Genomic DNA, 22,051 nt, shown 5'->3' with positions numbered 1-22,051 from the left:
AGGGTGAAAGACGATGAGCAAGATTAATCTGCGTCCTCTCGATGATCGGATCGTTGTCGAACCCGTGGCTGCGGAAGAGACGACCGCAGGCGGTATCGTCCTGCCCGACACCGCGAAGGAAAAACCGCAACGCGGTACCGTCTTGGCCGTCGGGCCGGGTAAGCTCCTCGACGACGGCTCGCGAGGCGAGATGTCGGTGGCCGTCGGCGACGAAGTGATCTTCGGCAAGTATGCCGGAAGCGATATCGAAGTGGACGGCAAAGAGCTGAAGATTCTGCGGGAAAGCGAAGTCTTGGCCAAGGTCGTCAAATGAAGCGAAGCGGGCGGTCGGACGAATTCGTCCGACCGCAGAATGATCCTGGTTTTGTCGTGAGGAAATAAAGGAGCCGCAATCGTGGCGAAACAATTGCTCTATTCGGACGACGCTCGCAACCGCTTGTTGCGAGGTGTTGAAAAGCTGGCCAAGGTCGTCGCCGTCACGCTGGGGCCGACCGGCCACAACGTGATCCTTTCCAAGAGCTACGGCGGTCCGCAAGTCACAAAAGACGGCGTCACCGTGGCCAAAGAAGTCGAACTGGAAGACAAGTTCGAAAACATGGGCGCCAAGCTTGTGAACGAAGTCGCCTCTAAGACGTCGGATACCGCCGGTGACGGGACGACGACGGCGACCGTCTTGGCGCATGCAATCCTCAAAGAAGGGTTGCGTAATGTGGCGGCCGGTTGCAACCCGACGGCCGTGCGCCGCGGAATCGATATGGCAGTCGACGCCGTTGTGTCCCATTTGATGGATATGGCCCAGCGCGTCGAGAACCAAAAACAATTGGCGCATGTGGGTACGATCAGCGCGAACAACGACGAGGCCATCGGAAATTTGTTGGCCGAGGCGATGGAGAAGGTCGGCAAGGACGGGGTGATCACCGTCGAAGAAGGCAAGTCGGCCCAAACGACGTATCGTATCGTGGAAGGTATGCAGTTCGACAAGGGATACCTGTCGCCCTACTTCATCAACCGGGCGCCCGAGATGGACTGCTATCTCGAGGATGCGTACATCCTCATCCACGAGAAGAAGATCACGAATTTGCGAGATCTGATCCCGTTGTTGGAGAAGACGGCCCAGACCGGCAAACCCTTGCTGATCATCGCCGAAGACATCGAGGGCGAGGCCCTCACGGCACTGGTCGTCAACAAGCTGCGCGGGGTGCTGAATATTTGTGCGGTCAAGGCACCCGGCTTCGGTGATCGGCGCAAGGCGATGCTGGGAGACATCGCCATCGTTACCGGCGGTACGGTGATCAGCGAAGATCTGGGCATCAAGCTCGAAAACGTGGGCTTGGAACATCTCGGCCGCGCGAAGAAGATTACCGTCGACAAGGACAGCACGACGATCATCGAAGGTGCCGGCAAGAAGGCCGACATCACCGCGCGTGCCGATCAGTTGCGCAAACTGATCGAAACCACCGACAGCGACTACGATCGCGAGAAGTACCAGGAACGCCTGGCGAAAATCTGCGGTGGTGTGGCGATCGTCGAAGTCGGCGGAACCACCGAGGCCGAGATGAAGCAGACGAAAGCCCGTGTGGAAGACGCCTTGCACGCTACGCGAGCGGCTGCCGAGGAAGGAATCGTCCCCGGCGGCGGCACGGCCCTGTTGCGTTGTCTGCCCGCGCTCGAAAAGGCGCGGAACAACGCCCGCGGAGACGAGAAGATCGGCGTCGACATCGTGACCCGTGCGATTCGACGTCCCTTGGCCCAGATCGCGGAAAACTGCGGCCTGGACGGTGACGTTGTCATCGATCAGGTCCTCCAGAAGGACGGCAACTACGGCTTCAACGCGCTTACCGGTGAATATTGCGACCTGATGAAAGCCGGTGTGATCGATCCGGCAAAGGTCGTGCGGTGTGCGTTGGAAAATGCCGCCAGTATCGCCGGGCTGATGCTGACGACCGAGGCTTTGGTCACCGACATCCCGAAGGAAGACGAGGAAGACCAATTGGTCGAAGGCGCGGTCCGCTGAGGGGACGGGCCTGATCTTCGCCCGGACGTTTTTTCGGTAGCAAGACGGCGACGGGCCGCCTCTCCAAGTCGAGGGGTGGCCCTGTTGCCATGACAAGACGACAATCAACGGTTTCGATGCCGTTAGCGAAATGTCGCTCGGTAGGGCTGTACCGAGACGCCGGCCGAAAAAGCGGTGTGGCGGCATTGACGAAAAAGCAGATGTCGTACGCAGCGTCGAAACCGTCGCGGGAAACGATTCGGACTTCTGACAAGAGCCATGGCAACGATGGCCGAAAAGCGTGATTACTACGAAATCTTGGGCGTCGATCGAAACGCGAGCGAAAAGGAAATCGCTCAAGCCTACCGCAAGCTTGCGCTGAAATACCATCCTGACCGCAATCCCGGCGACGAAGAAGCCGTCGAGAAATTCAAAGAAGCCGCCGAGGCGTTCGAGGTTCTCAGCGATCCCGAAAAACGGGCAGTATACGACCGATACGGGCATGCGGGCGTCAACGGCGGAGCCGCGGGCGGAGCGCGATTTCACGACGTCAACGATATTTTCGAGGCGTTCGGCGACATTTTCGGCGACGGCCTGTTCGGCGACATTTTTGGCGGCGGAAGAACGCGACGCGCGCGGCGCGGTGCCGACATTCGATGCGAGGTGACGCTTGATCTCGTCGAGGCAGCCAGAGGGGCCACGAAAACCGTTCGATTTCATCGCCACCGCATTTGCGACGCATGTGACGGGTCGGGCGCAAGGGCGGGGTCGCAGCCCGTGGTGTGCCAATACTGCGGCGGCCGAGGACGCGTCGTCCAGTCGGCGGGTTTTTTCTCCGTCCAGTCGACGTGTCCGGCCTGCGGTGGACGGGGCAAGCTGGTCAAGGACAAATGCCGCGAATGTCGCGGAGAGCGATTGGTCGTCGAAGAGGTCGTCCGCGAAGTCAAGATCCCTCCGGGCGTCGACACGAACACGCGACTGCGGCTTCAGGGTGAAGGAGATATCGATCCCGACAGCGGCCTGCGAGGCGATTGTTATTGCTTCATCCACGTCAAGGAACATCCCTTGTTTCAACGTGACGGGCAGCACTTGATATGCCGTGTGCCCATCACGTATCCCCAGGCCGCGCTTGGGGCAACGATCGAAGTGCCGACCTTGGACGGTCCGGAAACGCTAAGGATTCCGGCAGGAACCCAAAGCGGCGATGTGTTTCCGCTGCGGGGACGTGGTATGCCCTCTCCACGGTCGACACGGCGCGGTGACTTGCTTGTGCAGGTGTATATCGAAGTGCCCAAGCACCTCAGCCGTCGTCATCGCGAGGTGCTCGAAACGCTTGCCGAAATCGAAGAAAGCGACGTGTTGCCGCAACGTAAAGGCTTTTTCGACAAGGTGCGGGAATTGTTCCGCGGCGACGCCTAGCCGCGTGCGGCAACGTGTGGCTTTCGCCGGGAGCAAAGAACGACCAAAACTTGGCGCGAGGAGACGAACGCCATGAGCAAGAAACATAAACCGACGGAACAACAAGCAGCCAAGGCCGCGGAAGAGAAGCGAACCGAAGACGAACAGCGGTCGCTCGAGCCGGAGTTTGCTTCGGCGACATCCGATGAGAGTGGGAACGAAGCTTCGATGGCCGCCGAAGAAGAGGCGACGACCGTCGCGGAAGAGGTTGCGTGTGAGGCATCGGCCGAGGCGGAGCTCGAGAACTTGCGAGCCCAACTTGCCGAAGCCAACGAGCGCGCCATGCGCTGGCAGGCCGAACTCGAGAATTACCGCAAGCGTGTAACGCGCCAAGCCCAGGAAGAACGCAAATACGCAGGCATGGATCTTTTCCGTGACCTGTTGCCGATCGTCGACAACTTGAAGCGGGCCGTCGATTCCGCAGAGCAGAATCATGACATCGAGGCGTTGCTCTCGGGATTGAAGATGGTGCTCAAGCAAATCGAGGACACGTTCTGCAAGCATCATTGCGTTCGCATTGAAGCCGAGGGCAGCCCGTTCGATCCGAATTTGCACGAAGCGATTTCAAGGCAGCCAAGCAACGACCATCCGCCGAACACGGTTGTGTACGTGACGCAGGAAGGTTACACCTTGCACGATCGCGTTGTGCGACCGAGTCAGGTCATCGTGTCGTTTCAGCCCGAGGCCGATGACACGCACACGTCCGGCGATGAAGAGTGTGCCGAAGAGACAACCGAACAAGAACCGTAGTTGAAGCACGCTGCGCGTGAAGGCGTGTGACGTGTGGTCGATAGAGTGTGAGCGAAATCGCAAAACGAGATGGTTTTGGTAATTCTTCTTTGGTGAGGATCGTCATGCCTACATATGATTACCATTGTGATGCTTGTGATCATGAATTTGAGGAGTTTCAATCGATCACGGCAGCGCCCTTGAAGAAATGCCCTGCCTGCGGGAAACGGAAGCTTCGACGGTTGATCGGGCCAGGGGCGGCGATCTTGTTCAAGGGGTCCGGTTTCTATCAGACCGATTACCGCAGCAGTTCGTACAAACAAGGAGCAGCCAAGGATAAGTCGAGCGGTAGCGGTAACGGCAAGAATGGGGCAAAGAAAGACTGATCATGCCGGGAATCGCGGTTTCACTTGGTAGGGTCGGATGGTCCGGAGCGGTGAAACGATCATGAAGCCGATGGTCTGTCCGATTTGCGGTTGCGAGTTTCTACCGGATGCCGATCCGAAGGCGATGCCTTTTTGCAGCCTACGCTGCAAACGGATCGATCTTGGTCGGTGGCTCGACGAGGCATACGGGATGCCGGTCGAGCCCGACGAGGAAGACGGGGAAGGGTGGGGACGAGAAGACCGTGTGTGCCGTGACGAGTATTGAAAAGGTGGGCTGCAAAGTGTGAACCGAAATCATTCCTGAGCATCTTGCCGATGAAATACTGGCGGGATCACCCCAATGGTGGTCCCGCTTTTCGGTTTAGCAGTCGTGTCGTACAGAGCAGTGAAACAGGCTCGGCAAACGGGGGCGTGACACTTTTAGGACCGGCGGGTGAACCAAGTCCGAGATAGGGCGTAAGGACTTGTGTGAGGACCGAGCGGCCGTGCCGCGAGCCGTGAGAAGGCAGTTGTGGCTCGGGCCTTGCCGGTTGGGGTGTGCGTCGAATTGAAAAAATGAGAGCCGAGGACTTGCAGGCAAGTGTCGAATTGGAGACATTTGTGAGAGGCAGGTCACGATTCGCGAGAACATTCCCGTTTCGGCTTCCCACTACTTCGACGTGACCTCCCTTGAGCGAGGTTGCAAGGCCTTCGTTCCCTTCGGTAAGGCAGCATTGCGTTCTCACGCTTCGATCGGTGTAAAGGAATATTCCCGTCTTTTGTTTCCGGAAGGCAAAGGATCGCGTCTTGTCGGAACTGCGGACCGACTTGAGGTTATCTACCGTGTGCGCCCCGAGTGCGCCGTGACGGTCGCATAACCCGGCTCGAAAGCAGAGTCGCTTCGCGGTGTCGCCATGATGGCGGTCGATACCGCCGCGGAGGCCGGGCGGTTCGGCAGGATACTCGGGAGGTTATTGGAACACTCCGCTTTGAATACGAGGGACGGCAGTGAATCAGCAAGTTCTCGAAGCGCTGCAAGAGTTGCGGAAGAAGGCCGACGAGGCCTATGCGGCCCGATCCCGGGAGGGATACACCTTCATCCAGGTCGGGTCGGCGACGTGTGAACATGCCGCAGGATCGCTCGAGGTCCTGGACGAGTTTCGCAAGCACATCGCGGCTTCGGGAAGAACCGACATCGTGCTGAGGCAGACCGGTTGTACGGGCCGGTGTAGTCGCGAGCCGATCGTCGGTATTTTCCGGGCGGGTGAGATTCCGGTGAAGTATCAGCGCGTCGACCGAAAGATCGTACACGAAATCTTCACCCGTCACATCATGAAGGGTGAGCCTCTGCTCGAGTACGTTCTGGACGGGCCGGTGGAGGAACTCACTCGCCATGAGCTGCTTAACTGCGGTTCAGCCAGATGCGGTTTTCATGGAGAGAAAATCTGCGGTGGGGCGATCGCCGATCGTCTTCGCGAACTCGGGGTGTCGGAGCAGACGTGTCGTGTGACACCGGCTAGTTGTTTCGGGGCGTGCAGTGCCGAAATGGAGGGGAAATGCACGCACGTTCTGATCCGTCCCGAGAATGTTCTCTATCGATTGAAGAACGAAGCCGATCTCGAAGAGGTCGTTCGCGAACACTTGCAGGGCGGAAGGATCGTCGAACGGCTCGTGGTGCGGGACGAACCGGTCAGCCGTGATTTCTTCGAACTGTACGGTGATGTGGCCTTCTTCAATCGCCAGACTCGAGTCGCCTTGCGTCATAACGGCGTACTCGATCCGACGAGTATCGAAGAATACTTGCATTTTCGAGGCTTTGAAGCCTTGGCGAAGGTCCTGTCGCAAGGTGATCCCGAATGGGTGATCGAAGAGATTACCCGGTCGAACTTGCGCGGGCGGGGCGGCGGTGGGTTCCCCACGGGTGTCAAGTGGTCGTTCGCGAGGAAATCGTCGAAAAAGACTCGCTACATCATCTGCAATGCCGACGAAGGGGATCCCGGGGCGTTCATGGATCGCAGTATGTTGGAATCCGATCCGTTGAACGTCGTCGAAGGCATGATCATCGGGGCTTACGCGATCGGGGCTCAAAAGGGGTTCTTCTATATTCGGGCCGAATATCCCTTGGCCATCGAGCGGATCGAAAATGCGATTCGGCTTTGCCGCGAATGGGGGCTGTTGGGAAAGAACATCCTCGGCTCGGGATTCGATTTCGACCTCGAGGTTCGCCTCGGGGCGGGGGCCTTCGTGTGCGGCGAAGAAACGGCCTTGATCCATTCAATCGAGGGTGAGCGAGGGCAGCCGCGGATTCGTCCGCCGTTTCCGACCGAGGCCGGCTTGTGGGGCAAGCCGACGGTCATCAATAACGTGGAAACGTTTGCGAACGTACCGGTCATCATCGCCTATGGGGCCGACTGGTTCAAACGGATCGGTACCGAAAAGAGCGGCGGCACGAAGGTGTTTGCCTTGGCCGGAAAGGTCCGGCACACCGGGTTGGTCGAAGTCCCCATGGGAATCACTCTGCGGGAAATCGTCGAAGATATCGGCGGCGGCCCGCCGGGCGGCAAGAAGATCAAGGCGGTCCAGACCGGCGGCCCTGCCGGTGGCTGCATCCCGGCCCAAATGCTGGATCTGCAGGTCGATTTCGACAACTTGCAGCAGGCCGGTTCGATCATGGGATCCGGCGGAATGATCGTTCTCGACGAAACCGACTGCATGGTCGATATCGCCAAGTTTTTCACCACATTTTCGCAGGATGAGTCGTGCGGGAAATGCACTCCGTGCCGCGAAGGGACGACACGGATGCTCGAAATCCTCGAGCGAATCACGAACGGCAAGGGGTCGGAAGAGGATATCTATAAGCTCGAACGGTTGGCTAAACTCGTACGAAAAGCGTCGCTGTGCGGCTTGGGACGTGCCGCACCGAACCCGGTATTGAGTACGTTGACGCATTTCCGCGACGAGTACTTGGCCCACGTGATCGAGAAGCGATGTCCGGCCAAGAAGTGCGTGGCGTTGATCCACTACGAAATCGATCCTGAAAAGTGCATCGGGTGCACGGCATGTGCCCGGAACTGCCCGGTGGAGTGCATCTCGGGGAAGCGACGGGAACCGCACGTCATCGACCAAAACGCCTGCATCAAATGCGGCCGATGTCATCAGGTATGCCGTTTCGACGCCGTGTTGCGGTTGTGATGCCGAAAGCAGGTTCGGCTTTCATCGTCTGACGGAAATTGTTTTCGACAAGCTGTCGACCGACAACGGAAACCATCGTCATGATTCGACCGAAAAAGAAACTCGTAAACGTCAAGATCGACGACACCCAGATCGCTGTGCCCGAGGGAACGACGATCATGGAGGCGGCGGAACAGATCGGCGTTCGGATTCCACGGTTGTGTTATCATCCCGATCTGAGTCTGGCCGGGTCGTGCCGTGTTTGTCTGGTCGAAGTCAAAAACACCGGCTTCTACATGGCTTCGTGTAGTGTGCACGTTTGGGACGGCATGGAGGTCGTGACGAATTCGCCGGAGATTCGAGAGGCACGTCGCGATATCGTTGAACTACTGCTGGACAACCATCCCCGTGACTGCCAGACGTGCGATCGTGACGGAAACTGCGAACTGCAAAACTTGGCATATTCGCTGGGGGTCCGCAAACGATTGTTCGAGGGAAAACGCAAAGAGTTTCCCATCGACGATAGCGGTTGCGCCGTCGTTCGCAATCCGAACAAGTGTATTCTGTGCGGACGCTGCGTTCGTGTGTGTGCCGAGATTCAAGGCGTGTGCAACCTCAGCCAGCACGGACGCGGGTTCAATACCGTCGTCGCTCCGGCCCATATGACGCCGATGGATGAATCGGTCTGCATCCAATGTGGCCAGTGCATCAACGTGTGTCCGACCGCGGCGTTCCTCGAAAAATCGAGCGTCGAGGATGTCTGGCAGGCGTTGGCGAATCCGAACCTGCACGTCGTCGTGCAAACGGCCCCCTCGATTCGCGCGGCGATCGGCGAAGGGTTCGGGTTGCCGCCCGGCACTCCGTGCACGGGGAAGATGGTGACGGCCCTGCGGTTGCTGGGGTTCGATGCCGTGTTCGATACCGATTTTGGGGCGGATTTGACGATCGTCGAGGAGGCCCACGAATTTCTGAATCGGCTTCAGGACGGCGGTCCCTTGCCGATGATCACGTCCTGCTCGCCCGGTTGGATCAGCTTCATGGAGAAGTTCTATCCTGAGCTGATCCCGCACGCTTCGACGTGTAAGTCGCCGATGAGCATGCTTTCGACGCTGGCGAAAACGTATTACGCCAAGATGAAGGGGATCGATCCCGAGAATATCTATATGGTGGCGGTCATGCCCTGTGTGGCCAAGAAATACGAGGCCAGTCGTCCGGAGCACCAGGATGAAAACGGACGCCCGTATACCGACGCCGTGCTGACCACTCGCGAGTTGATCTGGATGATCAAATGCTACGGCATCGACTTCACGCGGCTCACCGACGGTGAATTCGATGCACCGCTGGGGTTGGCTTCGGGGGCGGGCGACATCTTCGGGACGACCGGCGGTGTCATGGAGGCGACATTGCGGGCGGCTTCGGAGATGGTGACGGGCAAACCGGCACAACGGCTCGAATTCACCGAGGTGCGGGCGGTCGAGGGACTCCGTGAGACGTACGTTGCCATCGGCGACAAGAACATTCATCTCGGCGTTGCGAACGGGCTGACGAATGCGAAAACGTTGCTCGATCGCGTCGTGCGGGGAGAAGGGGATTTTCACGTCATCGAGGTCATGGCGTGTCCTGGGGGGTGCATCGGCGGAGGCGGACAGCCGTATCCTTCGGGCGAATATCATGTCTTGGATCCCGACTTACTTCGGCAGCGGGCTTCCGCCCTCTATGCCATCGACAGCAGCAAGGAGTTGCGCAAGTCGTACGAGAACCCGGCCATTGAAGACCTGTACGAGAACTTCTTGGGAAGTCCGGGTTCGTTGATGGCGCACAAGTTGCTGCACACCCACTATAGACCACGACTTCCGCGAGGTATCCGATGAGCGCTTCGATCGATAACTGGGAAGAAGTCAAGGCAACGGCGGAACACGTCCTGGGCGAGGACATCGTCGAATACATCAACGAGTGTCGGAATCGTCCCGAGCCGCACAGTTACTTGATTGCCGTCTTACACAAGATCCAGGCCAAATACGGCTACTTGGCCGAGGCCCACCTGGATGCGGTCGCTCAACTGTTGCAAGTCCCTGCGGCGAAAGTGGCGGGAGTGGCAAGCTTTTACCACTTTTTCCGGCTCCAGCCGCGAGGAAGGTTCGTCATCAACTTGTGCATGGGAACGGCCTGCTACGTCAAGGGAGCCGACCGCGTTGCTCAGAAATTGATGGATGAGCTTGGGATCACATTCGGAGAAACGAGTTCCGACGGGTTGTTCACGCTTCAGGGGACTCGTTGTTTAGGGACGTGTGGTCTGGCACCGGTCATGACCATCAACGACGATGTCCATGCAACAGTGACACCCGACCAGGTGCCCGTCATCTTGGAACGCTATCTCCAGAAAGTGCGGGAAGAAGAACAACAAGACGATTGATTCCGCTGACACTGCCGTCTTTCAAAAACGGGCCACCAAAGCCGGAGTTTCGCTTGATGCGGGGCTCCGGCTTCGCGTTTTTTGAGTATTTCGATGTCGACAGGTTGCAGACGCGTCGCATTCGAGAAAGGATAGTAGCACCTCGCCAGTGTCCCGCCGGTTTTCTTTCCGTATGTTTCCCTCCGCTTATGGTATGTCCCTATGAAATGTGCTGAAGCCTATCGTGCGTCGTTCCGCCGACGTTGCCGAAAACACGAACGAACGGCGATCTCCGTCTTGTTCGTTTTAGTGGTCGGTTTGCTTGTCGGGGCGGTGACCATGGGGGCCGAAATCCCACTGGACGAGAGACCGGCGGGCCCGGGAGAGTGGGGGTACCGCCCGACGAACGACAGCGTGCTTGTCGTGTCACCGCCGAATTTCGCGTGGCGGCCGCAGAAAGGGATCAATCACTGGGAAATTCAGGTTGCCGGTGACGAGTCATTCTCCGAAATCGTTTATTCGGCCGACGACATTAATTGGAATGTGCACACACCGCCTGTTGTGTTGCCTTCGAAAACGTACTGGTGGCGATATCGCGGATGGGACGACCAATCGCGGCATACGGCGTGGAGTCGACCACGTCGGTTTCGAATAGCCTCGGGGGCAACAGCCTTTCCCATGCCGACGCGAAAAGAACTACTGGCTCGCATACCCGACGCGCACCCGCGGTTGTTCTTGCGACCGGAGGATTTGCCTCGGTTGCGCCAAGCGGCAAAGGGGGAACTGGCGGATGCTTGGCAGGCAATCAAGAAGCAGTGCGACGAAGCCCTGCGAAATCCTCCCCCTACGAAAGAGCCGCCTCGGTATCCCGACGATATCGAACCGCGAGGTGAAGCATGGCGCGAGATTTGGTGGGGAAATCGAACGTACACGCAACGGGCATTGGGGACGGCTGCCGAACTCGGCTTCGCTTACCAAATCAGCGGCGACCGTCGTTACGGCGAGGCAGCGAGACGCATCTTGATGGAATGCGCGAAATGGGACCCGCATGGTGCGACGGGCTACCGGTACAACGACGAGGCGGGGATGCCCTATGCGTACTTTTTTTCGCGAACGTATACCTACGTCTACGATTTGCTGAACGAATCGGAGCGGCAAACATGCCGTGACGTCATGAAGGCACGCGGCGAAGAGATGTACCGTCATTTGTGTCCGCGGCACCTCTGGCAACCCTACGCGAGTCACAGCAACCGAGCCTATCATTTTCTAGGCGAGATCGGCGTTGCGTTCCACGGAGAGATCGCCGAGGCCGACGATTGGACGTGGTTCGCCGTCAACGTTTTCTACAACGTCTATCCCGTGTGGTCCGACGACGACGGGGGCTGGCACGAGGGGGCTTCGTACTGGAACAGTTACATCACCCGGTTCACGTGGTGGGCCGATGTGATGCGGGCGGCTTTCGGTGTCGATGCCTATCGAAAGCCTTACTTCTCGAAAGCTGGGTACTACGCCATGTACTTCATGCCGCCGTTTTCCGAGACCGGCGGATTCGGTGACTTGGCCTGCACGCGGGAGGCAAGAGCGAACGTGCCGTTGGTGTCCATTCTGGCGGCGCAAGCGGGTAACCCATATTGGCAATGGTACGTCGACACGATGGGCGGCTCGCCGCCGAAGACGACGAGCTGGGATTTCGTGCGTGGAGCCTTGCCGGCAACGGACGGAAAACCGCCCGTCGACTTGCCGACGTCGCGGGTCTTTCGGGGGACGGGACAAGCCGTTTTGAATACGACGTTGACGGACGGTCGCGACAACGTCCAGGTACAGTTCAAATCGAGCCCGTTCGGGACGCAATCGCACGGGTACGACGCAAACAATGCGTTCTTGCTCTCGGCTTACAACCAGCGGTTGTTTGTGTCGAGCGGTCGTCGCGACATGTATGGTAGTGCTCATCATCGCGATTGGATGTGGAGCACGCGTTCGGTCAATTCGATCACCGTCGACGGAATCGGACAGATTCCGCATTCGGCGGCCTGCCGGGGACGCATCACGGCCTTTTCGACCTCGCCGACGATCGATATCGTCGAGGGCGAAGCCGGTGGTTGCTACCAAGATACGAAGGCGCCGCAGGGTGACAGCTCGGTACTGAAGCGGTTCACGAGGACGATCATCTTTTGCAAACCGGAGTTGGTCGTCGTGTACGACCGGCTCGAGGCGTCGCGTCCTGTTCGCTACGAGTACTGGTTGCACTCGCCGAATCGGATGGAACTCGACGATAATCGGTTGACGGCGTCGTCGGGAGAGGTGGTTTGCCCCGTCGAGTTCCTTGCTCCGCGCGGCTTACACTTTGAACAGACGAACCAATACGATCCGAATCCGCGACCGCGGATTACGCTGCGGGAATGGCATCTTATGGCGTCCACGACCGAGAAAGCCCGGTCGGTGGAGTTCGTCGCGCTGTATCGTCCGCACAAGAAAGGGACGTCTGTCGGGCATGAGGCGACGTTGCGTCAGGTCGACGGAGGATACATCTTGACGGCGGAATTGGCGGACGGGACCGCCGAACTGCTCTTGCCCCTTTCAGGAGAAGCGACGGTGCGTTCCGGAGACCTGGCCACACACGGGCAGATCGTGGTGCGGCGACGATTCAGCGACGGCCGACCCGACGAGATGCAGATTGTCGATGGTATACAGTAGGGCGGTTCGTGCGCAGATGACGAAGAAGCGTTGTTGTCTGTTTCTTCCGTGCTCCGGCTGTGATGCTCCCTAATGCTGGTTGTTGCAAAATCCCCGAATCGGGGCTAATTTAATGCCTGATCCGCCGGAAGCGGAATCGGTCTGCGGTCGCATCGGGCGGGCCGGTAACTCCCGGGCGATCGCTTAATTTGCGCGCGGTGGCGCGGTCGCAGATGACGATTTCTTACCCGAATCAACGAAACGGTTTCTGTCCTTGTACGCCAAGGAGTCAAGCGATGAGTGACGGCAACAAAGGCCTTCCGATGACGGCCAAGTGGGATCCTGAGAAACTACAACGCGAAGTGGCTGAACTGGAGGCCTTGGAGCAAAAGCCCTTCTTGCCGAGGGCGATCGGCTACATCAAACGAACCGGTCCGGGGCTGCTGCAAAGCGCAATGACCCTGGGAGCGGGAAGTGCGACCGCTTCGGTCATGGCGGGGGCATCCTTCGGCTACAAGCTGTTGTGGGTTCAGCCGGTCGCCATGTTCTTGGGCGTCATGATGTTGGCGGCGTTGGCGAACGTGGTTCTGACCACGCAGGAACGCCCTTACAAGGCCTTCGGGCGGGAGTTGAGTTGGGTTCTTGTTTTCCTTTGGGCGCTTGCCACGATTGCCTCGTCGATTATTTGGCACTTTCCACAGTATGGGCTGGCCGCGGGGGCCATGCGCGACTTGGGCAAGATGGCCAGCGTCGTAACCGATGTCGAAATGGTGCAATTGGCCGATGGAACGTTCGCGACACCGGCCGATAGCGAAACCGTGCAAGCGGTGGCCGACAAACTAAAGGCCAAGTTTGACGCTTTTGATCTGCAAAAAGTGCGTACGGGAGTGCCCGCGGATGAATGGAAACAACTGAAAATCGACGCCGCGAAAGGTGAAGGAGCCAAGCTGGCCAGCGTATTTACGCCTGCCGGTTTGGGACTCGGCTGGCTCGTCGGCTGTATCATCCTCGGAATCAACGTTTTCATGGTGTTCTCCTACGGGGGCAGCTCGCGGGGAATCAAACTGTACGAATGGTTCCTGCGGGCGGTCATCGGGCTGGTCATTTTGATGTTCGCCATCGTGGTCATTGCCAGTGCCTCGAAAATCGACTGGGCCGAACTCGGTAAAGGCTTCATCGGCTGGTACGGCATTCCAAACTGGCAGGATCCCAAGAACGTGACTTTGGTGCTGGGTATGCTCGGGGCCGCGGTCGGCATCAACATGACCTTCCTTTACCCGTACAGTCTGCTTGCCAAAGGGTGGGGCCCCAAGCACAAGACGTTGGCCAAGTGGGACTTGGGAATGTCGATGTTCCTGCCGTTCGTCTTGGTGACGTCGTTGGTCATTATCGCGATGACGGTCACGGGGGTGTATTCCGGAGAAGACGTCCTCCGCGAGGGAATCAAGCCGGTCGCCGCTGCGGCATCGTTGCACGGGGTACTTGGTGAAAAGGCCGGGCGTCTGGTCTTCGACTTGGGTTTGATTGCTATGACGTGTAGTGCGATTTCAACGCACATGATCGTGTGCGGCTTCACGTTTTGTGAGATGCTGAATCTCGAATACACGAAGACGCGTTTCCGCCTGTTTGCATTGACGCCGGCGATCGGCATTTTCGGCGTGGTAACGACTTTGCCCTTCTGGTTTCCCGTTGCTGCCTCGGCCATCTGTTTCGCGATGTTGCCGATTGCATATCTCACATTCTTGATCATGAACAACAAACGCAGCTACATCGGCGACGCAGTCGGAAAGGGGCTTTCCCGCTTGTTGTTCAACGCCGTTCTCGTCGTGGCACTGTTGGTAGCCACGATCGGTTCGGTGATCCAGATCAACAACCGCGTAATCCAGAATCCGCGCGTGCGCGAATTCTTGGGGTTGTCCGCACCGGCGGCCGAGCATGCGGCTCCATCGCAAGAAGAAGCCGCACCCGACGAATCCGCCTCGGGCGAGGCCGCACCGGCCGAACAAGGCGGCGATACGGCCGAGACCGGGGAAGCTCAGGGAGATGCCGCCGAATAGGCGGGAAAGTGAACTCCGGTAGCCAAGCGTAAGAGTTGAATCGGGCCGAAGCGGCAATGTCCGGCTTCGGCCCGATGTGTTTCATGGAAACCTACGGCAAGCATGCGGGCTCGAGCGGGTCGAATCGCTTGTATCCGAGGATGAATTCCCGGTGCCCGAGTCGTTCGGAAGCGGTCGGTTCGCCAGCGGCCGTCCGCAGAATTCTCGCGTAAATTTCAGCTCCGACTTCGTCGAGATCGGCTGCTCCGTCGAGAATCTTGCCGGCGTTGACGTCCATATCGTCGGTCATTCGACGATAGGTTTCGGGGTTGGCGCAGACCTTGATAACGGGCGAGATCGCCGAACCGACGACCGATCCTCGGCCGGTCGTGAACAACACCAAATGGCAACCGCACGAGATCAATTCGACGATCTCGGCATTGTCGACAATGTTCGGAAAGCCGAAGCGGACGTCTCCATCCGGAACGACGTCCAACAGGTACAACCCCGGACGTGGCGGCGCGACGGCAGGTTTGAGGATTCCGCTGATGGGCGAGCGGCCGCTCTTGGCATAGGCGCCCAGCGATTTTTCCTCGATTGTCGTCAAACCGCCTTCCGCGTTGCCGGGCGCGAAACTACCGTGGCCGAGAACTTGGTGATATCGAGCCGCCTTTTCGACGACGGCGACGATCTCGCGTCCCAATTCCGGAGTGACGGCACGCTGCGCCATCAAATGTTCGCACCCGATCAGCTCGCTCGTTTCTTCAAAGATTGCCGTCCCGCCTGCATCGAGCAACAGGTCGAAGGCACGACCGCAAGCCGGGTTGGCCGTAATTCCGCTTGTGGCGTCGGAACCACCGCAAATCGTGCCGACGACGAGGTCTGCCGGTCCCATCGGGACGCGAGGGGCTTCGGCGATGGTCCGAAGAAAGTCGGAAACGATTGTGCGGCCCAGCTCGACCGATCGTGCCGTTCCACCGGTTTCTTGGATGACGATCGTGGCGACGGAGCGCCCCGACGATTCGACGGCGGCGGCCAATGATTCCCGATCGAAACTTTCGCATCCCAGCGATACCAACACAACCGCACCCACGTTCGGGTGAGTTGCGACGCTTGCAAGAACACGATGGGCATAAGCGTTCGGGTAGCAACCGGGAAAACCGGCTAGGTGAACCTGGTCGTCCGGGAAGGAGCGAGCGATCTCGCCGGCTACGTGGTGTGCGCACTCGACTAAATAGGCGACAAGGACGATGTTCCGAATGCCTTTGCGGCCGTCCGGTCGTTGAAAACCAATGATCGAAATGTCGTCAGACATGTAACCATCCCCGGAACTGCCCTAGTGTTCGCTGGTTGATTGGAGACCGATCGCCGACATTTATTCGGGGCTGTTTGTGATAGCCGCGTGTTCTTCCGGACCGTCGCCCCGGTGGTCGAACGTCGGGTAATAGGTGCTGGCAAGATTGTGGGTATGAACGTGTTCGCCCGGTGCGATTGCGGCCGTTGCCTTGCCGATCGGTAGTCCGTACTTCAGCACGGGTTCACCTTTGGCGATCGGTAGCAAGGCGACTTTGTCGCCGAGCCGGACCGCTTGGTGCAAGGACAGTGTGATCTCGCCGACCGAAATCGTCATGCCCGCAGACAGCGGTCCCGTGGCGACGGCGACATTGTCTTCAGGGTGAATGCGAATCAGAGTGGCTGCCACGACTCGATTCCTTGGGAAATGGCGTCGGAAAAGCGACGAGGGTGCGCGGCTGTGAGGCCGTGTTCACTTTCTGAATGCATCAAAAGCGGCCACGTCGTTCATCATATCGACCGTCGTCGATAGCGGAAAGCCTGCGACGGATCAGCCGTATCCAAGAGCCCGTAATTCATCTTCGTCCAGACCGTGGTAGTGGCCGAATTCGTGGAGAATCGTGATGCGAATCTGATCCCGAAGTGCCTGCTCGTCGATGCGCCCGAATTCGTCGGCGGCTGCACGCATGATGCCTTCACGGAAGATCGTGACGACATCGGGAAGCACTCCCGAATGCTCGAGGCTTTTGTCGGTGATCGGAATTCCGGTGAACAGCCCGCACAGGTCGTCTCGGTAACGAATGCCCAGTTCCCGCATCATTGCCGGAGACGGATGATCCTCGAGGTGGATCGGAATTTGCTCCATCAGCTCGTGGATGCGCGAGGGCATCGCGTCGAGCACCTCCTCAAAGATCGCATCGAACCAGTTCCGAGTCGATTCATCCATGACGCGGTTCGTACGAAGCAGTGATCGTAATCGGTTGTCCGGGGCAAAGGGAGCCCGACGAGTCGCCGTGTCAGCCTTTACTTTTTTCGACGGCTGAATTCATCACTTCGTCGATCTCGACCGGTTGCCCGCCCCGATCCCGGGAGACGTCGGCGGCCTCCATGAAGGCAAAGATCTCAACGGTTTCCTTTTCGTGGACCGGAGGTTTATGCGTTTGGAAAAAACGGCAGATTTCTAAACACAAAGGCCCGTAACCTTCGTATTTGCCTGCCGATTTCTTTCCGTCGGGCGTTTCCACTTCGGCGCCGTATCCTTCGCGACCTTCCCAAATGCCGACGCGACCGTCGGCCCATCGTCCCACCACGCGATTGTCACGCTCCCGCACGACCGTGCGGCATCCTGGGCCCATGATGGTGTACAACGTTTCGACACCATGAATTCCGTACCAGAAGAGACTGGGGTGATGCGGTTCGACGTGATACGGGCTCCACGCGGTACACCCGGTTATCTTTCCTAATTTGCCTGAACGTGCGGCTTGGAATCCTGAACTGAATCGGAGTGACGAAGCCGAAAACACAGGAACGGCGGCCTCACGGGCTTCACGAAAAATCGTGAGTACATCGGCAAGCGAGGCAGCCATCGGTTTGTCGATATACATCGGCTTGCGTGCCGCAATCGCTTTGCGGGCTTGTTCCAGATGAGGACGCCCGTCGACGCTTTCAATCAGAACGACATCGACGTGCGGCAATAACGCATCGATCGAATCATAAATCGTGATCCCCATTTCGCGAACGGTCTCAGTGAATCCGGCGATCCGCGTCCGCGAAAACTCATTGTCGGGCATGCCGTTCGGATAACCGGCAATGATCTCGACCGCCGCGGTCGGGCCCTCGGCTTTCGGATCGTTGATCATGCGGCTGAAGGCGACGACATGCGACGTATCGAGTCCGATCATTCCCGCCCGAAGGACGCTTGTGGAGTCGGCGGCATCCTGTGCAAAGGAGGCGTTGCTTGCGAGGAACCATGCGCTTGCCGCAACGGGAAACATCCGGCGACGAGGGATGCGGGGCATGGGGCGTCTCCCAAAGGGCTATTTTCCGGCAATGATCAAATCGAGCCGGCGGCGGAATTCAGTCAACTCAAGCCCGCCGTCTTCGATCGTCAGCCAACCGTCGTATCCGATATCGACAAGAAGGTCGTGAACCGCAGGCCAGTCGACACTTCCGTCTCGCGGATGGACGAACTTACCGCCACGGCCGTCGGGATTGAGAGCAAAGTCTTTGATATGGATCTTGGCGATCGTCGTACCCAACGCCTTGATCCACTCTTGAGGCGGGGCGTACTTCACGTGATTGCCGACGTCATAGTACGTTTGCACCTTTGGATGGCCGAACGACTTGACGAAATTCGCGAAATGAGCCGGCTTGACCCACAAATTGTTCCACACGTTCTCCAAAGCGATGACGACGCCGGTTTTCTCGGCGCGAGGAATGAGCTTTTCAACTGCCTTCCGGGATGCGTCGATCGCGTGGTTGTGTGCCGCGATGTACGCTTCGTACGGACTATTGTCGCCTTCGACGACGCGAATCAAGTGGTTCGTTTTGGGATCGAACTCGAGCTGAAATTCCCATGGTTGCGGCATGGGCATACCGCCGATTCGGCAGGGGACCAACAGCAAAGCATCGGCGCCGTAGGCCGCGGCCGTTTCCAGCGATTTGGCGACGCTCTCGATGTCGGAATCGATCTTGTCGGTATTGAAATTCGCCCACCCGTACAAGACGGAATGAATCCGCATGCCCAGCGATTCGGCTAGTTTCCTCGCAGCTTCGGCATCGGGGATTGCGGCATGGCGATCGTTCGATTCGATGCCCTCGAATCCGGCCTCTTTGAGTCGCGTCAACGTCGGTTCGTCAGGCTTGCCGATCATGGCCCCTTTCCACGTCGGGCGACCATCCGACGTGGCGGCCGCGGCGAGTCGCGAGTTGGTCAACCAGGCAGCCGCACCGGCCACGGCCGAGCCGGCCAGAAATCCTCGGCGATTTACTACAGACGACATGTCGGCGCTCTCCCTTCGAGTGGCATGCTGGGGAAATGTGTCGGCTTCGCAATGAGCAGTTCTCATTGTGTGCAAGATAATTGCCGCAGTGCCTGCGGGCAAATTATCGTTCGTGGTAAATGCGAATCTCGCAGATTCCCATTTCCTGTTGGGCTTTTTGGACGATCACCCGGAGGCGATTCGCCCGGACGGTTCGAAACGTCACGACACGCCGCCGCATCGTGTTGTCGCGGATTTCGGCGATGGTGCGCCAACCGTCACCGTCGGGAACGGCAATGTCGAAATCGTCCGCGCGCATCGTCATCGATTGAAAAGATATGTGGACGGTGTTGAATTCCCTCGCCTGCTGGAAATCGATCTCGATCCATTGAGGGCAAGAAGCCGTCGGATCGGGGCGCCATGAATTCGGTACGCCTTCGACGGCTCGGGCATAGCCGTTCACGACATTCTGTGGGGCGAACACGTCTTCACCCGGTGGGCGAATCGGTGCAGCGAGGACGGCTTTCGGCGGATCCCCGGGCGACGTCCGAAAAGCGTAACAGCCCGGCGCGGTGATCCACTCGTTCCCGTTGTTATATGCACGACCGGTAAACGCCGGCTCTGAGCGATACAAGGTCCAGAAAACGTGATCGGTTTTCGGCAGTACGAGCCAATACGAGCCGGGCGGAAGAGGTTTGTCGAGCGAAAAGCGAAACCTGATCCAGCCTTCGAGATTCGGGGCGATGACCGCTTCGGCCGTGGCGAGAGGGTCGGCGGAGGGGCGTTCCTCGGTGGTCGAGACGTGCAAGCCTGCGGTCAAACGGATCGGCTGACCGGAATCGTTGCGTAAATGCACTTCCACGGCATCAAGTTGCGGCCGTTCGAGCCGAAACCGAACCGCGCGGTGGTGTCCTAAGGGATGTTCGTACGGCTTCGCCGGAATCTTTACTGCATCGGGCGAAGCCGTGCTCGAAGCTGTTACCCGGACGGCTCGGAGGGCAAGATCGGCCGGATCCGAATTCGGTAGCTTGATCAGATAGCAACCGTCTTTGAGGAGTTGTTGTTGCAGCTCGGTGATGTAACTTCGGCCGACGTCGCGGGGCATGGCGTTGTGGCGTTTGCAAAATCCGGCCGCCGTGCCGACCGCTTGGCCTTGAAGGCCGCATGTGATCATTACGCGCGTCGCACCAAGGGCTACATGGGAGACCGAAATGCATCGGCCGGCCATCATCAAATTGTCGATATTTTTCGAATACAAACTGCGAAATGGAATCGAGAATTTCACCTTATGCGAAAAGACGGCCGGTTCACCGGGGGCATAGAAGCCGCCGGGTGGGTGGATGTCGATTCCCCATCCCCCGTAGGCGACACGATCCGGGAAAAGAGTTTGTTCGCCGATGTCTTGTTCCCGCATCACGTAGTCACCGATGAGGCGTCGCGATTCCCGCTTGCCGACGACGTGGCTGACCCACTTGAGGCGGTAGTAGGCGGCACCGTCTTCAGCCAGCCGTGGGCAATGATTTTTCGCGTGGTCCCACATACCCCAGATGATGCGCAGCAGCTCGTCACGGATTTCCTCGGCGTCGCGATAGGTATCTCGCTGGCCGCCGTATTCGATCACCCATTGCCATCCGCCGAAATTCAACTGTGGATGGCGTTTGGGGCCGAAATCATCGCAGTCTGTAAATTTGTATGCCCACGACGGTGCTTCGAACGGGATCGCCGTCGGAAGACGTTCGACGTCGTAGCGAAGCGTTCCACCCATCGTGCCTGTGTTGATCATGCCGTAGACGGGCGCCCGTGATTCTCCGTACATCGAGCGGAGTTCCTGGCCATGACGATATTCGGCTCCTGCCCACACGCCGATCTCGCCATCGCCGGTACAGTCGATGAAAATGTTGCCGCGGAATAAGTATCGTCGGTTCGTGGTCACGTCGAGGGCGTACACGCCTTCGATATGACGCGAGTCTCGCATTTGGACGTCGGTGGCATGTGTATTCAGGAACAGATCGAGATTGGGTTCTTGCTGTACCAACGCAAGCATGCGGTCGGAGTAATCGAACACGTCGCCCCGAACCTCTTCGATGATGCCGCCTTCGCCGGGATCGAGCGGTTCTCGCGTGGTATCGCCCTCCGGCCGAACGAGAATCTCGGTCGAGCCGTTGCCGCCGAGCACGGGGCGGTTTTGAATGAGGGCCGTCTTGCACCCCATTCGGGCAGAAGCGACGGCGGCGAATGTGCCGGCCAATCCGCCTCCGACGACGATCGTGTCGTAGGGGCCGCGTTCATCGAGTTCGCGGGAAACGCCGCCGAATCGTTCTCTGGCTTCGGCCAATCCGGGCAAGTCGTTGGGAGGACGATAGTTTGCATCGGATGTCAGGACGATCGCATCGCAGCGAGCGTAATGCCCCGTTAAATCGTGTAGTGCGACACGCAGCGTTCCGGAGGGCAGCGTAACGGTTCCGCCGTCTTCCCAGTACCACCCGCCGTATCGTTTGGATTGTCCGAAGACATGCGCGCAGGCCCGGTTGCCCAACACAATCTGAAAACGCCCGGGACTGTATTCCGGTAGCCAATCACGCGATCGTACCCACAAACGGTACGTACCGGCGTGGGGAATCCGGATTTCGGTCGATGCGTCCGCCACCGGACCGTCGAGTCCTATCGCAAGCAGATAGGGTGAGCCCATATGGTCGACGAACTGGGCGTCGTTCGTCCAGCCGCCTAAGTTGTCGAATGTTTCGCATTCCAGCCAAAGGGTTGTCGGCTCATCGGCGAAACACGGTGATGTCGCGGCAAAGAGACCCAGGAGAACGAAAGGAAGAAAGCAAGAGCGAGATCGTGTACACATGGGATTTCTTTTGGTCGAGGATGATGGAAGTCCGGTTCCTTGTCGGTTAACGCCTAATTGTTAGCGGGAAGAGCATAAAGGGCAAACGAACGGTCACCGATGATTTTGG

Annotated in this window: 17 protein-coding genes; 11 read left to right on the top strand and 6 right to left on the bottom strand. The window is 58.5% G+C overall.

Features of this window, described 5'->3' with window-relative positions; translation table 11 throughout:
* The first annotated feature begins 13 nt into the window (after window positions 1–13).
* The 11 genes from groES (at window position 14) to ACYQ2I_RS11480 (ending at window position 14,838) form a co-directional block, all read left to right on the top strand.
* Window positions 14–313: a co-chaperone GroES gene (gene groES, locus ACYQ2I_RS11530; RefSeq protein ID WP_460167164.1), complete on the top strand. Its 300-nt coding sequence runs from the start codon at window positions 14–16 to the stop codon at window positions 311–313.
* An 81-nt stretch (window positions 314–394) separates the two neighbouring features.
* Window positions 395–2,014, top strand: coding sequence for a chaperonin GroEL (groL, locus tag ACYQ2I_RS11525; protein ID WP_460167163.1), 1,620 nt, complete (start codon window positions 395–397; stop codon window positions 2,012–2,014).
* A gap of 267 nt (window positions 2,015–2,281) precedes the next feature.
* Window positions 2,282–3,412 (top strand): molecular chaperone DnaJ, encoded by a 1,131-nt coding sequence (gene dnaJ / locus ACYQ2I_RS11520; protein WP_460167162.1) that lies wholly within the window; start codon window positions 2,282–2,284, stop codon window positions 3,410–3,412.
* A gap of 72 nt (window positions 3,413–3,484) precedes the next feature.
* The gene (grpE, locus tag ACYQ2I_RS11515) at window positions 3,485–4,201 is read left to right on the top strand and encodes a nucleotide exchange factor GrpE (RefSeq protein WP_460167161.1); all 717 of its coding nucleotides are present in this window, start codon (window positions 3,485–3,487) and stop codon (window positions 4,199–4,201) included.
* A gap of 47 nt (window positions 4,202–4,248) precedes the next feature.
* On the top strand, window positions 4,249–4,566 hold the full coding sequence (locus ACYQ2I_RS11510) for an FmdB family zinc ribbon protein (RefSeq protein WP_460167160.1): 318 nt from the start codon (window positions 4,249–4,251) through the stop codon (window positions 4,564–4,566).
* Between the two features lie 61 nt (window positions 4,567–4,627).
* Window positions 4,628–4,831, top strand: coding sequence for a DNA gyrase inhibitor YacG (locus tag ACYQ2I_RS11505; protein ID WP_460167159.1), 204 nt, complete (start codon window positions 4,628–4,630; stop codon window positions 4,829–4,831).
* Between the two features lie 722 nt (window positions 4,832–5,553).
* On the top strand, window positions 5,554–7,737 hold the full coding sequence (gene nuoF, locus ACYQ2I_RS11500) for an NADH-quinone oxidoreductase subunit NuoF (protein ID WP_460167158.1): 2,184 nt from the start codon (window positions 5,554–5,556) through the stop codon (window positions 7,735–7,737).
* An 80-nt stretch (window positions 7,738–7,817) separates the two neighbouring features.
* Window positions 7,818–9,587, top strand: a complete 1,770-nt coding sequence (locus tag ACYQ2I_RS11495) for an NADH-dependent [FeFe] hydrogenase, group A6 (RefSeq protein ID WP_460167157.1) — start codon at window positions 7,818–7,820, stop codon at window positions 9,585–9,587.
* Complete coding sequence (gene nuoE / locus ACYQ2I_RS11490; RefSeq protein ID WP_460167156.1) at window positions 9,584–10,129, top strand: NADH-quinone oxidoreductase subunit NuoE; 546 nt, start codon at window positions 9,584–9,586, stop codon at window positions 10,127–10,129. The genes ACYQ2I_RS11495 and nuoE overlap by 4 nt, the downstream gene beginning before the upstream one ends.
* 201 nt (window positions 10,130–10,330) lie before the next feature.
* Entirely contained in the window at window positions 10,331–12,802 is a 2,472-nt protein-coding gene (locus tag ACYQ2I_RS11485) for a DUF4962 domain-containing protein (RefSeq protein WP_460167155.1), read from the top strand.
* Window positions 12,803–13,077: 275 nt separating this feature from the next.
* Window positions 13,078–14,838, top strand: coding sequence for a divalent metal cation transporter (locus ACYQ2I_RS11480; RefSeq protein WP_460167154.1), 1,761 nt, complete (start codon window positions 13,078–13,080; stop codon window positions 14,836–14,838).
* Between the two features lie 91 nt (window positions 14,839–14,929).
* Here ACYQ2I_RS11480 and ACYQ2I_RS11475 read toward each other — a convergent pair whose 3' ends face one another.
* From ACYQ2I_RS11475 to ACYQ2I_RS11450, 6 genes are all read right to left on the bottom strand, one after another.
* Window positions 14,930–16,132 (bottom strand): UxaA family hydrolase, encoded by a 1,203-nt coding sequence (locus ACYQ2I_RS11475; RefSeq protein WP_460167153.1) that lies wholly within the window; start codon window positions 16,130–16,132, stop codon window positions 14,930–14,932.
* A gap of 60 nt (window positions 16,133–16,192) precedes the next feature.
* Window positions 16,193–16,519: a UxaA family hydrolase gene (locus ACYQ2I_RS11470; RefSeq protein WP_460167152.1), complete on the bottom strand. Its 327-nt coding sequence runs from the start codon at window positions 16,517–16,519 to the stop codon at window positions 16,193–16,195.
* A 141-nt stretch (window positions 16,520–16,660) separates the two neighbouring features.
* Complete coding sequence (locus ACYQ2I_RS11465; RefSeq protein ID WP_460167151.1) at window positions 16,661–17,056, bottom strand: metallopeptidase family protein; 396 nt, start codon at window positions 17,054–17,056, stop codon at window positions 16,661–16,663.
* Window positions 17,057–17,126: 70 nt separating this feature from the next.
* Window positions 17,127–18,128, bottom strand: coding sequence for a Gfo/Idh/MocA family protein (locus tag ACYQ2I_RS11460; protein WP_460167150.1), 1,002 nt, complete (start codon window positions 18,126–18,128; stop codon window positions 17,127–17,129).
* Between the two features lie 18 nt (window positions 18,129–18,146).
* A complete protein-coding gene (locus ACYQ2I_RS11455) occupies window positions 18,147–19,112 on the bottom strand; it encodes a sugar phosphate isomerase/epimerase family protein (RefSeq protein WP_460167149.1) in 966 nt (321 codons plus the stop codon).
* Window positions 19,113–19,215: 103 nt separating this feature from the next.
* Entirely contained in the window at window positions 19,216–21,942 is a 2,727-nt protein-coding gene (locus ACYQ2I_RS11450) for an FAD-dependent oxidoreductase (RefSeq protein WP_460167148.1), read from the bottom strand.
* Window positions 21,943–22,051 lie beyond the last annotated feature (109 nt).

It is taken from the genome of Thermostilla marina (assembly GCF_054657455.1).
Note: the sequence above shows the minus strand (reverse complement) of the source record. Positions and strands in the feature narration are given on the sequence as shown.